13 protein-coding genes and 2 tRNA genes are annotated in these 13,815 nt (G+C 47.1%); 8 read left to right on the top strand and 7 right to left on the bottom strand.

Translation table 11 applies throughout. The features are described from left to right. Positions 1–91 precede the first annotated feature (91 nt). Positions 92–913: a bifunctional 5,10-methylenetetrahydrofolate dehydrogenase/5,10-methenyltetrahydrofolate cyclohydrolase gene (locus tag HYW15_03700; protein ID QQG42576.1), complete on the top strand. Its 822-nt coding sequence runs from the start codon at positions 92–94 to the stop codon at positions 911–913. Between the two features lie 9 nt (positions 914–922). Next, positions 923–1,408: a phosphatase PAP2 family protein gene (locus HYW15_03695; GenBank protein QQG42575.1), complete on the top strand. Its 486-nt coding sequence runs from the start codon at positions 923–925 to the stop codon at positions 1,406–1,408. A gap of 89 nt (positions 1,409–1,497) precedes the next feature. Here HYW15_03695 and HYW15_03690 read toward each other — a convergent pair whose 3' ends face one another. From HYW15_03690 to HYW15_03680, 3 genes are all read right to left on the bottom strand, one after another. Continuing rightward, positions 1,498–2,292 (bottom strand): class I SAM-dependent methyltransferase, encoded by a 795-nt coding sequence (locus HYW15_03690; protein QQG42574.1) that lies wholly within the window; start codon positions 2,290–2,292, stop codon positions 1,498–1,500. An 83-nt stretch (positions 2,293–2,375) separates the two neighbouring features. Continuing rightward, on the bottom strand, positions 2,376–2,957 hold the full coding sequence (locus HYW15_03685; protein QQG42573.1) for an LAGLIDADG family homing endonuclease: 582 nt from the start codon (positions 2,955–2,957) through the stop codon (positions 2,376–2,378). 1 nt (position 2,958) lies between these two features. Next, a tRNA-Leu gene (locus HYW15_03680) sits at positions 2,959–3,042 on the bottom strand. A gap of 42 nt (positions 3,043–3,084) precedes the next feature. Between HYW15_03680 and HYW15_03675 the strand changes: the two genes are divergently transcribed. Further along, entirely contained in the window at positions 3,085–3,939 is an 855-nt protein-coding gene (locus tag HYW15_03675; protein QQG42572.1) for a ParB/RepB/Spo0J family partition protein, read from the top strand. Here the strand turns inward: HYW15_03675 and HYW15_03670 are convergent. From HYW15_03670 to dprA, 3 genes are all read right to left on the bottom strand, one after another. Then, the gene (locus tag HYW15_03670) at positions 3,932–5,644 is read right to left on the bottom strand and encodes a bifunctional (p)ppGpp synthetase/guanosine-3',5'-bis(diphosphate) 3'-pyrophosphohydrolase (protein ID QQG42571.1); all 1,713 of its coding nucleotides are present in this window, start codon (positions 5,642–5,644) and stop codon (positions 3,932–3,934) included. The two genes, HYW15_03675 and HYW15_03670, sit on opposite strands and share 8 nt — an antisense overlap. A gap of 78 nt (positions 5,645–5,722) precedes the next feature. Continuing rightward, on the bottom strand, positions 5,723–7,732 hold the full coding sequence (gene topA, locus HYW15_03665) for a type I DNA topoisomerase (GenBank protein ID QQG42570.1): 2,010 nt from the start codon (positions 7,730–7,732) through the stop codon (positions 5,723–5,725). Between the two features lie 2 nt (positions 7,733–7,734). Next, positions 7,735–8,622, bottom strand: a complete 888-nt coding sequence (dprA, locus tag HYW15_03660; protein QQG42569.1) for a DNA-protecting protein DprA — start codon at positions 8,620–8,622, stop codon at positions 7,735–7,737. 55 nt (positions 8,623–8,677) lie between these two features. On the opposite strand from dprA, the gene HYW15_03655 reads away from it, so the two are divergent. Next, entirely contained in the window at positions 8,678–8,953 is a 276-nt protein-coding gene (locus HYW15_03655; protein QQG42568.1) for a hypothetical protein, read from the top strand. An 80-nt stretch (positions 8,954–9,033) separates the two neighbouring features. Here HYW15_03655 and HYW15_03650 read toward each other — a convergent pair whose 3' ends face one another. Then, positions 9,034–9,915 carry a cold shock domain-containing protein gene (locus HYW15_03650; GenBank protein QQG42567.1) on the bottom strand — a complete coding sequence of 294 codons (882 nt, stop codon included), beginning with the start codon at positions 9,913–9,915 and terminating at the stop codon, positions 9,034–9,036. Between the two features lie 206 nt (positions 9,916–10,121). On the opposite strand from HYW15_03650, the gene HYW15_03645 reads away from it, so the two are divergent. From HYW15_03645 to HYW15_03630, 4 genes are all read left to right on the top strand, one after another. After that, positions 10,122–11,015, top strand: coding sequence for a hypothetical protein (locus tag HYW15_03645; protein ID QQG42566.1), 894 nt, complete (start codon positions 10,122–10,124; stop codon positions 11,013–11,015). Positions 11,016–11,114: 99 nt separating this feature from the next. Further along, entirely contained in the window at positions 11,115–12,944 is a 1,830-nt protein-coding gene (gene ftsH, locus HYW15_03640) for an ATP-dependent zinc metalloprotease FtsH (protein QQG42565.1), read from the top strand. Positions 12,945–13,013: 69 nt separating this feature from the next. Then, the gene (locus HYW15_03635) at positions 13,014–13,700 is read left to right on the top strand and encodes a helix-turn-helix domain-containing protein (GenBank protein QQG42564.1); all 687 of its coding nucleotides are present in this window, start codon (positions 13,014–13,016) and stop codon (positions 13,698–13,700) included. Next, positions 13,678–13,751: transfer RNA gene (locus tag HYW15_03630), tRNA-Ile, on the top strand. The genes HYW15_03635 and HYW15_03630 overlap by 23 nt, the downstream gene beginning before the upstream one ends. Positions 13,752–13,815: the final 64 nt, after the last annotated feature.

Here is a 13,815-nt window from a genome sequence, read left to right as displayed (position 1 = left end):
ACTAAGTCGTTTGATGAGGATTACGCGGCGCTCCCAGATAATATAAAAAAATTAGCAGAAGGGTAGGCGCGCATGATATTTTGAGGACGCCATGATTATTGACGGGAAAAAATTGGCGGAGGAGATTAAGGCCGAATTGAAAGCGGAAGTTTTTGGGTTAAATAAAAAAATACGGCTTGCTGTAGTGAAAGTCGGAGATGATAAAGTTACTGAAAAATTTTTGGAGCAGAAAAAGAAATTCGGCGAGGCGGTTGGAATTGACGTTAGGATTTACGATTTGCCGGAAACTATTTCAACAAATCAGCTGCGTAAAAAATTAGCGGAAATCGTGCATATTAAAGAAAATACTGGCGTGATTGTGCAGCTGCCATTGCCCAAGCAAATAAACCCCCAATATATTCTAGACGCGATAATGCCGGGAAAAGACCCGGACATGCTTTCTTCAAAAAGCGTTGGTTTATTTTCTTCAGGCAGAAGCAAAATTTTGCCGCCGGTTGTCGGGGCGATTAAATATATTTTTGATAAACATAATGTTGATGTGAGAAGCAAAAAAGCGGTTGTAATCGGCGCCGGGCGATTGGTGGGCAAGCCGGCTGCGAATTGGCTAATCAATCAGGGCGCGGCAGTGACTGTGATTGACGAAAATATAGCCGACCCGACGTTGCATACGACGGACGCGGATATAATAATCTCCGGAGTTGGGGAGCCGAATCTCGTAGGCCCGCAAATGGTAAAAGATGGAGTTATAGCGATTGACTGTGGAACATCGGAAGCTGCTGGAAAACTGCTCGGAGATTTTAACCAAAAAGTCGCTGATAAGGCATCAATTTTCACTCCGGTCCCGGGCGGAGTCGGTCCCTTGACAGTGGCTATGCTTTTTAAGAATTTGGTGGAGTTGATTAAAAAAAGCTAAAATATATTTATGTATTTGTCTTACGAAACAACAATTATTTTTATGGCGGAATATCTGCCTTGGTGGGTGGGCGTTGGAATTTTGGCGTTTTACGTTTTAGGGCGCGATAAAAAACGGGAGTTATTGATGATAATTCATTCTTTCGCCGCGGCGTTGGTTGCGCGGTTTATTTTTACAGACATCATCCGCTATTTTTACGATCGCCCGCGGCCATTTGAAGTTTTGGGCAATGTTTACCAGCTAATGCAGCATTCCCCGGGCGGAGCTTTTCCCTCGGGACACGCCGCGTTTTTCTTCGCGCTCGCGACCGGAGTGTTTTTTTACAAAAAATGGTGGGGAGTTTTATTTTACGCCGCGGCGCTTACGATAAGCTTCAGCCGCGTCGCCGCCGGCATCCATTGGACATCGGATATTTTGGGCGGCGCGGTTATCGGCATTTTAAGCGCTTGGCTGGTTAAAATTTTACTAAAGAATTTTGCAGGATACTTGAATTAATTAAAACCCGACAATTTTCCGCCGTCGCCCTTCGGGCTGTGGCGGACAAGCAAGTTTTTCTTTGGCGGCAAATTCAAATTCAAAAACAACTATGATTTTCGCGCTAATACAACCAAACGACGAGCGGCAAAACCAAACGGAGAACCTTGCAAATCTCCCCACGTTTTTTCAATACGCAAGTCATTTCGCTTCATCATATTATTTAATTCGGGTGGAGAAAACATACGTACATTTGTTTTGTAAATTTTCAACCTACCTTTTTCTTTCCATGTTCGTGTCATGGACCATCGCATTGTCGCAGGATTAAATTCATCTTTCGTTGTAACTATGAGACTATTCGATAATTTATCTTTTTTTACATTAGTCAAAAATCCGGTTTTTTTATCGGTTTTTCCTTCCTGTGACATGCGAGCTAATTTGCCCATAGCATTATTAATTTCAATCAAAAATTTTCCGTTTGGTTTAAGGGCACGAGAAATTTTTCGAAGCACAAGTTCATTGTCGCTCTCATCATCGAAATATCCGAAAGATGTAAATATGTTTATAATAGCGTCGAATTTATTGACGAAAGAGAGATTACGCATATCGCCTTGGATAAAATTAACTTTCACACCCTTTTCATTTGCGTCTTTCTTGGCGATGTCAATAAAGTGCTTAGAAAAATCTAAGCCAGTAACTTTATATCCACGCTTTGCCAACTCGATAGCATGTCTGCCGTGTCCACATGCCAAATCCAAAATTTCCGCGCCCTTTTTGAGTTGGAGTCGTTTTAGTAAAAAGGGAATTTGTCGTTTAGTGAGTTCGGGAGTAACAGTATCAATGTATGTTTTTAGATACTTCTCATCGAACAAAGTTTTCCACCATTGCTTTTTAGATTTAGTCATAAGAATTAAAAATTTTTCTTCCCCCAAAATTAAAATATGGTTCGAGCCGATGTTTTTGGTATAGCATATGCTTATTTTTATTTCTAGCTTTTCGAAAGCTTTATTATGTTTATAAATCTTTCTGTATCTTTTGATATTCTGATAGTATGTTTTGTTGAGCCGTTTTTATTTCTCAATTTCTGGATATTGGGCTTAAATCCCAATTTTTGCATCAATAAAAAAACATCTCTTGATAAGGCCGGTGTGTGATTTACAAAATTTACCATAAGATATCCGCGGTCGCGATAAATAGATCCGTCTGTTTGAAGCAATCCTCTAAGGCATTCTCTCGCAAATATTTTATTAAGCTTTATCCAATGGGGAATAGAAACGTTTTGTTTATATTTTGATCCGCCCTTAGCTTTCCATCCCAAAATAGATTCTAATTTATTGGAATAACAACTTATATCTATGTATCTTTTATGATTAACGACCGCGACTTTATTGTCTGGAAAAAGTTTTTGAACAGAACTATAAATATTCTGTATAAGGTTTGGGTATTTCTTGTCGCAAGTTATACGCAATCTTACAGCCCGTCCATTGGGATTGGAAAGATTGCCGTCGCCAAGAGCTAGGCCTACAACGTATGCTTTTAATTTTTTATTTTTGCTTAATCTCTTTTCCAAATGCCTAGGGGGAGACTCGAACTCCCAAGGGCTTGCGCCCAAAGGTTTTTGAGACCTTCGCGTATACCGATTCCGCCACCTAGGCGCGCGTATTTACAAATTTCTTCGTTTTGTTATTTTAAACATAATGGACGAAAAAATCAATCAGCCGGCAAAAGTTAAAGAATCAGTTTTTTGGATAGAGCTGGATAAAATCAAGCCCAATCCACTGCAGCCGAGGCGGGAGTTTGACGAAAGTTCCTTAAAAGAACTTGCCGAATCAATCCGCGAGTACGGCGTTTTGCAGCCAATCGTAGTTACCAGAAAGGAATTAAGCGGAGAGGGAACGGGGCAAGTCCTGTCCGTTGAATACGAGCTTTTGGCCGGCGAGCGGCGGCTGCGCGCCGCGAGGATTATCGCCCTTCCGCAAATCCCCGCGATTATACGGGACGACACTTCGGACAAAGTTAAACTTGAGCTTGCTTTGGTGGAAAATCTCCAGCGCGCGGATTTAAACCCGATAGAAAAAGCGCGCGCCTTCAAGCGGCTTATTGAACAATTCGGACTGCGCCAAGCAGACGTGGCGGAGAGAATCGGCAAAAGCAGGGAGGTTGTCGCAAACACCTTGCGGCTTCTCCAGTTGCCGGAGGCGATGCAGGAAGCGGTTGCCGCGGGTAAAATCAGCGAGGGGCACACCAGGCCACTTCTTATGCTCTCCGGCCATCCGGACGACCAAAACCAGCTTTACCAGAACATTTTGACGAGCAGTTTGTCCGTGCGCGAAGCCGAGCGCGCCGCCAGAAATATTGCGCGCGAGAAGGCCCGCGCTTTTTTGGACCCTGAAACAAGAGCGCTTCAGGAGAGAATGGAAAGTGTTTTGGGCACGAGAGTGCACATAGAAAAGCGCGGGCCTAAAGGTAAGATTTATATAGAATTTTTCTCGGATGAGGAGCTTAAATCAATATCGGATAAAATAGTTCCGGCGCCTGCTTCTTTTATTTAACTTCTTTGATTGCCGCGTCTTCAACACTTTTGATTTGCCGGAGCGCGGTGAGTAATCTGGAATTCGGCACGCCGGCTTTGGGGTGAAAATGAAACAACGTTTTAGGATACGCTTTATTTTTTGGGTCAATTTTCACTCCGACTATATTTATGCCGAGCCGCGCGAATGCCGCGGACAAATCTTTCAACAGACCCAGCCGGTCCTTGGCTGTGACAACCGCTTCCAGAAGCGGTAATTTTTTCTTCACCGGCTCCATTACGCCGAGTTTTCTTAGGGCGGATCTTATATGGTTTTTAGCCATCGACGTTTTGGCAAATTCTAGCCAGTCGGAAGTCGGCCTTTTATTTTTTTGGGTGAGAATCTCTACCCGGTCGCCGGATTTAAGCTGGTGCGAAAAATGGACCAGCTTGCCGTTCACTTTTGCCCCCGACATATGGTCGCCGATTTCCGAGTGGATATGGTAGGCAAAATCTATCGGCGTAGCTCCTTCCGGCAGGTCTGCGACGTCGCCTTTCGGAGTGAAAACGAATATCCTGTCTTTGAAAAAATCAATTTTAAGCGCCGCGAGCGCTTCGGCTGACGGCGCGTTGGCATGCGCTTTTTGCCATTCCTGCAACTGGCTGACCCAGGAAAATCTTTTATCTCCCAATTTTTTCGTGACCGATTTTTTGCCTTGCTCTTCGTAAAACCAGTGCGCGGCGATGCCGTGCTCCGCTTCATCGTCCATCTCCGCGGTTCTTATCTGAATGTCAACCTTTTTTTCTTCCGGCCCGAAAACCGTAGTGTGGATGCTTCGGTAGCCGTTGGATTTGGGGAGCGCGATGTAATCTTTAATTCTTCCGGGCATCGGTTTCCAGAGTTTATGTATTATTCCAAGCGCCCGGTAGCAATCTTCGCTATTTCGCAAAATTATCCTCATTGAAACCAAATCCAAAATTCTGTCAAAATTCATTTCGTGTTTTATGAGTTTTTTCCAGATGCTGTAGAAATGCTTCGCCCGGCAGGTGACGCGCACGGCGTTTACGTTCTCTTTTTTGAGCTCCGACTCCACGGTGGGCTTCAATTTTTCCAGATACTTTTCGTCTTCTTCCCGTCTATTTTTAATTTGAAACATCAGCCATTTGTATTCTTCCGGATAAACGTAAGAGAAAGCCAAATCCTCCAATCTTGCTTTCACTTCCCAGATGCCCAAGCGGTCCGCAAGCGGGGCGTAGAGCTCCAAGGTTTCCATCGCTATGCGGCGCTGTTTTTCCAAAGGAAGAAATCTAAGCGTTTCCATGTTGTGGAGCCGGTCCATGAGCTTGATTATGACCACGCGTATGTCTTGGGCTAGCGCCAAAAACATTTTGCGCAAAGATTCCACCGCGCGCTCAACCCCCCTGTATTGCACGCGCTCGGCTTTTGTCAGGGCGTCAACTAAAAAAGCAATTTCTTCTCCAAATTGCTTTTTTAGTTCTTCCGGCTTTATCCCTTTATTTTCAACGATGTCGTGAAGAAGCGCGGCGGCGACGGTCGGGGCGTCCATTTTAATTTTGGCGACGTTTAAGGACACCGCCATGGGGTGGGTGATATAAGGGTCGCCGGAGGCGCGCTTCTCATCGGCGTGTATTTTCGCGGCGTAAGCGAAAGCGGATTTGATAATGCTTATAGCTTCATCTTTATACCCCAATTCGCGCAGTTTTTTTTCGTATTCCTCCCACTCCATTGTGTTCTTACTTTACCCCCACACCAAAGAATCTACAACCATACTATTGCGGCATGTTAAAAATTTTGGTGTGGGGGTTTACTCTTTCTTTTCCCTGCCGGGTAGTGTCCAGGAAACGAAGTCGCAGGCGGGCCACCTAGAGCAGCCGAAGAAATAGCGCCCGTTTTTTTTGCCGCGGCGGCGGACGACGTCGCCCTCAAGACACTTCGGACATTTTATATTGAGGGCCGGCTCCGGTAGTTTTTTTGTCGTTTTGCATTCCGGGAAGCCGGAGCAGGCCATGAATCTTCCAAACCTTCCGCGTTTTATGACTATTGGTTTGCCGCAATTCGGGCAGCTCTCGTCAGTTTTTTCCTCAATTTTTTGGGAATCCACGCTTTCATATTTTGTTTCAAGGTGTTTTGAAAACGGCTCGTAAAATTCGCGGATGACCGGTGGCCATTCTCTGCGCCCTTCCGCAATCTCGTCCAGCCCCTCTTCCATTTTTGCCGTAAAGCTGATGTCCACTATTTCCGGAAAGTTTTCCACCAGCATCGCGTTTACAATTTTCCCGGTTTCGGTCGGGCGGAGCCGCCTTTGCTCGTCCTTTTCCACGTATCCGCGGTCTTGGATTGTGGCTATGGTCGGCGCGTAGGTTGATGGTCGGCCTATGCCGTTTTTCTCCAATGCTTTTACCAAGCTCGCTTCGTTGAATCTGGGCGGCGGCTCGGTAAAGTGCTGAATCGGCGCGATTGATTCAGTTTTCAATCCTTCTTTTTCTCTAAGCTCCGGAAGGATATTTTCCGAAAACTTCATCTGATAAATTTTTAAAAATCCGTCAAAGACAAGCCGCGTGCCGTTTGCGCGGAAAGTATGGCCGTCAATATCAATATCTGCTTTCGTGTTTTCCAAAACTGCGCTGGGGAGCTGTGAGGAAATGAATCTCCGCCAGATAAGCTCGTATAACCTTGCTTCTCTCGGGTCGGTGGATTTTTTTAAATCTTCCGGCCTGCGGGAAGGGTCCGTGGGGCGGATGGCTTCGTGCGCTTCCTGGGCGGATTTTGATTTGGTTTTAAAAATCCTCGGCTTCGGTAATAAATATTTGCCGCCGAGGTTTTCTTTAATCCAGCCGGCGGCTTCAGAGAGCGATTCCTGCGAAAGATTCAGCGAATCCGTGCGCATGTAAGTTATGTAGCCCTCCTCGTAGAGGCGCTGGGCGTTGCGCATGGTTTCTTTGGCGGACATTCGGAGCCGTTGAAAAGCCGCCTGCTGCAGAGTTGAGGTGGTAAAGGGCGGCGGGACGTGGCGCTCTTCCGCGCTTTTTTCCACGGAAATAACTTCGGCATTTTTTCCCTCCAACTTATCCAAGATTTTTTTGGCTTCAGTTTCGTTTTTTATGTCAAATTTTTCCAGCACTTTCTCGCCAATCTTATAAAGTTCACCCTTAAAAGAATTGTCGTCTTTTTTTCCGCTGGAGGCGGATCCGCCTTTGGCGGAAAAAATTCCTTCAATCGTCCAATATTCTTCTTTTTTAAACGCATCAATCTCTGCTTCGCGCTCAACTATCAGCCGCACGGCAACGGACTGCACTCTCCCCGCTGAAAGCCCCCGGGCCACTTTTTGCCACAAAAACGGAGAAAGCTTGTAGCCCACCAGCCGGTCCAAGATCCTCCGCGCCTGCTGGGCGTTGACCATGTGCATGTCTATATCGCGCGGATTTTTCAGCGCTTTTTCTATCGCCTTTTTAGTTATTTCATGAAAAACTATCCGCAGAATGTTATCCTCGGGGCGGTCTTCCAGCCCCAAGGCGGAGAGCAGATGCCAGGCGATGGCTTCGCCTTCGCGATCTTCATCCGTCGCCAGAATTATTTTTTCGGCTTTAGCCGCTTTTTTCTTTAAAGCGCTTACGTTTTTTCTGGCTTTTAAGGGGACAATGTATTTCGGCTGGAAATTATTTTCCACGTCCACTCCGAGCTGCGACTTCGGCAGATCGCGCACATGCCCGTAGCTTGATTCAATAACAAACTCGCCCGCCGTGGCGGAATCTTTCCCAAGAAATTGGGAAATCGTCTTTGCTTTAGTTGGCGATTCAACAATTACAAGCTTCATCTTTATGTTCTTACGTATTCGTTGCCGAGTTTTTTAATGATACCGCGGATTTCCAGAAGTCCGATTACGGACTGCGCGGTATGAGAGGGCATTTTACTCTTTCTGATTAAAGAGTCAATATCCAGCGGCTCCAGCAAAATTTCTAAAATTTTATTTTCCTCCGGAGATAAATCCAATCTTTGGACGTCCGACGTCCGATCGGACGTCGGACGTTCTACTTCCTCAATCCCGTAAGCCCGCAAAACATCCTCCGCCGATTCAACAAGCGCCGCGCCTTGTTTTATAAGCTTGTTCGTGCCGGAGGAGTTTGTAGAAAAAGCCGAGCCGGGGATGGCAAGAACATCGCGGTTTTGGTCCAAGGCGAACTTCGCCGTAATCAGCGCCCCGCTTTTTTCCGGCGCCTCCACGACCAGCGTTGCCGAGGAGAGGCCGGAGATAATCCGGTTTCTCTGCGGGAAGCTCCAAAGCGTCGCTTTCATATCGTGCTCGTATTCGGAAAGAATCGCGCCGCCTTCCTCCACAATACGCTCGGCGAGCGCCCAGTTTTTTGACGGATAAAATACTTCACGTGCCATGCCGGAGCCCAAGACGGCAATCGTCGGCATTTTATTTTCCAAACTTGCTTTGGCGACTATTGTGTCAATCCCGGTAGCCATCCCCGAAACGGTTGCGAAGCCGTAGGGCGCGAGGCCAGCGAGGATTTTTCTTAAAATTTCTTCCCCGTAAGCGGATGAGCGCCGCGTGCCTACTATAGAAATATAGAAGTTAGAAGCAGGGAGTCGGCCGTTAGAAGACCAAATGGAAATTTTTTTGGGCGGAAAGGGAATCTCCTTTAGCGCCTCCGGATATCCGGCGCCCCCGATTTTAATTTCATTAATATTTTCCGCCATAAGATTTATATAAGCACAAAAAATATTGTTTGACAAATAAAATGAAAGGAGTATAATGAAAACAGATTTTCGGAAGAAGGAGAAATATATGCTAAGAGGAAAAGGTGAAGTTCGCTATTTTGATTGGAAAACCGGAACAGGAACGCTCCACGATGTGGAGCTAAAATGCCCGAAAGACTGCGCCAAGCCAGAACATACAATCCCGTTTACTTGGAGACAGGTGATTGATAAAAAAACGGTTGAAACCGGCGCAATCCTGGCTTATACTGCCTATCCAAAAGGGGAAGAGCAGCCGCGCATCAAAACCTTGAATCCAACTTGGGGCATCTAGAAATGGCAAAGGGGAACGACGATGCGTTCCCCTTTTTTCTTTCCCGCTCCGCCAGTTGGCGGATTGCGGAAGTGGTTGGATTAGGCGGTGGCTTGGGCGGCTTGGGCTACGACCGGGTCTGGCTTGAGCTCTAAAATGCATTGGGCTATGGCTTTCCCGAAAACTTTCATACTCGTATTCCTTTTTTTGGTTTCAAAGTTTTCGGGGTCGGGTATCTGGTCCCGAATTGCCATTTTGAGCTCGTACTCATTCTCCGTGTCCGGCAGGCCCTCAAAGACCTTTTTGAACACGGTATCCGCGACGACCCAGACGCCATGGTCTTGCGGAGCGATGGAATTGGTGCTGTTTTGCATGCGGAAGCTTATTTGCTTTGCCTCCGCATATACTTTTCCACCATCTACCGTAACCGCAAGAACAAAGTGCCCCGGGCGGAAGTCGTAGAGAAACCGTCTCGGCAAAACCCCGCCGTCTTCGTTCACTCCAACTATGGCTGTGTTCCCACGAACCATAGTTTTTTGGAGCTCAACAGAAAGCGGCGGAAGCTCTCTGTAGTATCCCGGCGCGCCGAGGTAAAATGCCTCAACATTGCCGGAGACGTAATCCCTGTCGCAGCCGCCCAGTGGATTTGGGAAAACAATGTTGTTATCCCAACCCACGGTCAATTCCAGAAAGCGCCGCGTTTTTTCAAAACGATACTCGGGCGCCTTGCTGGAAAGAGGTTTGAGCTTTTTCGTGATTCTTCTGACGTCTTCCGCTCTCGGCCCCTTGGTCGGGTCGCCTGAAAGCACTGGCGTGATTTCAACTTCTTCGCCTGGGTCCAAACTTCTGAACCCAGTTCCGTGAGAAGCGATCTGGGAAAAGTGTAGAATATACACCTTTTCGTTAGCCCCATCACCCAAACCATAACCCCTCTTACTGTTGAACCATCTTACTATCACCTTTATTCTTTCCGCAATGGCCATTGGCCACCTCCTTTGTAAATTTTGAGCCTATCCGACTCTGCCCCCATTATACACCCAAACACATTATAAGTCAATACCCCCTATTGACAAAATATTTGTTTTGGACTATAATGGGCTAGGATTTACAACCTAATATATACTCGGAAAGGAGGCGTTTTTAGGCGCGTTAAGAGTTGGGTTGAATGTCTGCAGCGTAGCGGTCAAAAATGCTTTATTTCAGTGGCGGGCGCTTTGCGCCCAAAAACCGGCCGATAGGCCAAGAAGGAGCGGCTATGAAAAATAATAAAAAGCCCCAAACTGTGGGCAGTCTGCGAGAGATTGGAGAATTGAAGGCGGCGAGCAATGGCGGTATGGATGTGAACGATGTGGAGGCCCTGATGAAGGACTTGGACAATGACGCCATCGAGCGCTCCAATGCCGCGTTCGTTGAGGGCGTCGCCAAGCAAATGGAGGCCATTGAAAAAGGGGAAAATGTTTACCGTGCGGCCGCCGAGAAGCTCGCGCAGGTGGAAGCGCGTATCAAAAAGATGACGGAAAATAACACATTTCTGGACATCTTTGAGGACACGCCTCCAATCATGACACTGCGCGCCAAGGCAGCGCAATTGAAAGAGATGATGCAAAAAGCTAGCGAGGAGGACAAAAAAAACCCCTTCGCGGCGAAGCTTCTGAAATTCCGCAGGGTCCACGAGGAAGTTAAAGCGCTGGTTCAGAAAGGCAATGATGCGCTTCAGCAACTCAAGGCCGGCGGAGAGATCAGCGATAAGACCATAAACGAGCTCAAAGACGGCTATGCGAGGCATCTCTACCGGTTCGTTGAGAAGGACGGGTGGATGGAGTGTGTCCCGGCGCAGCAGCTTAAGGAATGGTCGGATAAGCATCAATCTTTCAGCAATGCCGCCGTGTCCTGGACTGTTAAGAACTGCCCGGATCACCATCGCCAACTCTGCGACCATTGGTACTGGGGAGCAAACGAGCAGGGGGTGGCGCTTTGCAAGAGCTTGAGAGTACTGGATGACGTGAACACGCGCATCCGCGAGTTTCTGAAAAAAAAGAAGCAGGGTCCCGCCGCCTCTCGCCTGGCCAATTCCGAGTCTTAGCCGCTTTTGCGGCTGGAAAGCTGTGATGGCTTTCGGCCCCCGCTCAAACGAGACGGGGGCCTTTGACTTTTAATAATTTTCATACTAAAATGTAAATCTATGCAACTCTTGTCAAAAAATATCGTAGGCGCGCTTTTGATACTTATGATGCTGGCGTTTTTATATACTTCTTTTGCCGGAATGTTCCGAGAGGTCAGGGAAATTTCCCTCTCCGAGCTGGTGGCAAAAATCAACGCGGGCGAGGTCGCGAAAATCGTCGTCCGGGATTCGGATTTGGATGTAACCTTAAAAGACGACTCCGAGCTCCGCTCAAAAAAAGAAAACGAGGCCGCTCTTTCGGAGACATTCAAAAACTACGGCGTCTCGGAGGAAAAACTGCGCCAGGTTTCAATTGATGTCCAAAATCCCAGCGGGCTTCTTTACTGGCTGGGAGTCCTTTTGCCTTTCATTTTGCCGTTTCTTTTGATTGTGGCTTTTTTTTGGATGACGGCGCGCCAGGTCCAGCGGGCGAACATCCAGGCGTTCACTTTCGGGCAGTCCCGCGCGCGGATAATCCAACCCAATAATTTAAAAGAGAGGGTTTTATTCAAAGACGTCGCGGGCGCCAAAGAGGCAAAAGAGGAACTTGTGGAGATAGTTGATTTTCTGCGCTCTCCCAAAAAATTCATAGACATCGGCGCACGGATTCCCAAGGGGGTGCTTTTGATGGGCGCGCCGGGAACCGGGAAAACCATGCTGGCCAAGGCCGTGGCCGGGGAGGCGAGTGTGCCATTTTTCCATATGTCCGCCTCGGAATTCGTTGAGATGTTCGTGGGCGTGGGGGCTTCCAGAGTCAGAGATCTTTTTAAGATGGCGAAAAAATCAGCGCCTTCTATCATATTTGTGGACGAGATTGACGCTGTAGGGCGCCACCGCGGAGCGGGCTTGGGAGGCGGGCATGACGAAAGGGAGCAGACATTAAACCAGATTTTGGTGGAATTGGACGGCTTTGAAACAAACGAGTCGGTGATAGTCATGGCGGCCACCAACCGGCCGGATGTTTTGGACCCGGCGCTGCTTCGCCCGGGAAGGTTTGACCGCCGGGTGATTTTGGATTTGCCGGACATTAACGACCGCGAGGAGATTTTAAAAATTCATTCCCGCAAAAAGCCGCTCGCCGAAGAGGTGAACATGCGGAGAATCGCCGAGCGAACGCCGGGTTTTTCCGGCGCGGATTTGGCGAATCTGGTGAACGAGGCGGCGATTTTGGCGGCGCGCGAATCCAGAAAGCAAATTACCCAGATGGACCTCATAAACTCAATAGAGAAAGTGCTTTTGGGGCCGGAGCGAAAGAGCCATGTGCTTTCCGAAAAGGAAAAGGAGATATCCGCCTACCACGAGGCCGGCCACGCTTTGGTTGCGGCGGCTTCGCCTGAGGCCGACCCGGTGCATAAGATTTCCATAATTTCCCGCGGCCGCGCGGCCGGCTTTACACTGAAGCTTCCGATTGAGGACCGCCATCTTTATTCAAAAAAACATTTTCTTTCGGAGCTCGCAATTTCTCTGGGCGGGTTTGTCGCCGAGGAGCTTGTGTTTGGGGAGATTACCACCGGACCGCACGACGACCTTAAAAAAGCTACCGACCTCGCGCGGGCCTTGGTTACCAAATACGGAATGTCGGAGAAAGTTGGCCCATTGGCTTTCGGCGGCCGCGAAGAGTACGTGTTTTTAGGAAAAGATTTTAGCGCGGAGCGTGATTACTCCGAAACCTTGGCGACTTTGATAGACAAAGAGGTCTCGCGGCTTATGCAAAACGCGAAAAAGCGCGCCAAGGATGTTTTGGCCAGGCACAAAAACGCCTTGGACGCCCTGGCCCATAAACTCATAAAAGAGGAAACCGTGGAGAGAGACGAGTTTGCCAAATTCACCCGCGCCCACGGAGTCGCGTAAGATAAGCTGTTTTTTTACGAACCTTTATTATGATATAATGTAAACAATATTTACAGGTTCGTTTTATTTATGGCGAAAATAAAAGAAAGGCAAAAAGCCCTGCGTTTACGCAAATTAGGACAAAGCTACGCCCAAATTAAGAAAGTGTTGGGAGTGAGCAAATCCACCCTTAGCTACTGGCTTAGAAACCATCCTTTGTCTGTGAAAAGGATTCGGGAATTAAGGGATTGGAATCAAGCGAGGATAGAACATTACATTGAAACTCGCCGGAGAAAACGAGAGAACATTTTAAGGGAAATATATATTAAGGAAAAAAATATAATTTTACCTCTATCTCAACAAGAAATATTTATAGGCGGACTATTTCTATATCTTGGAGAGGGAGGTAAAACAAAGGAGTATGAACTTTCATTATCAAATACTGATCCTGCAATTTTAAAAATATTTATACATTGGCTTACGAAAATCTTAAATGTCCCAAAAAACAAGCTGCGAATTAAATTGCATCTTTATGAAGATATGAATGTTCGGGGAGAGATTAAATTTTGGTCCGAAGAACTTAAAATTCCTTTCTCGCAGTTTACAAAACCTTATATCAAGAAAACTAAACGCAGTTCTTTAACTTATAAAGGGGGATTCGGCCATGGCACTTGTAATGTTATAATTGGAGATGCTAAGTTGGCAAAAAGGATTTTTATGGGTCTAGAAGTTATTCGCGATTATTTTTCAAAAAGGGCCAGTAGCTTAGCGGTTTAAAGCACCGTCCTTATAAGACGGGGAGCGATGGTTCGAATCCATCCTGGCCCAAAAAGTGAAAACCACAGCCGCTCGCATAAAAGGATTTTTTAAAACTCAAAACCCCTCCCGCATT

Source organism: Candidatus Giovannonibacteria bacterium (assembly GCA_016432405.1).
GTDB lineage: Bacteria > Patescibacteriota > Minisyncoccia > UBA11713 > 2-01-FULL-45-33 > MFHE01.
Note: the sequence above shows the minus strand (reverse complement) of the source record. Positions and strands in the feature narration are given on the sequence as shown.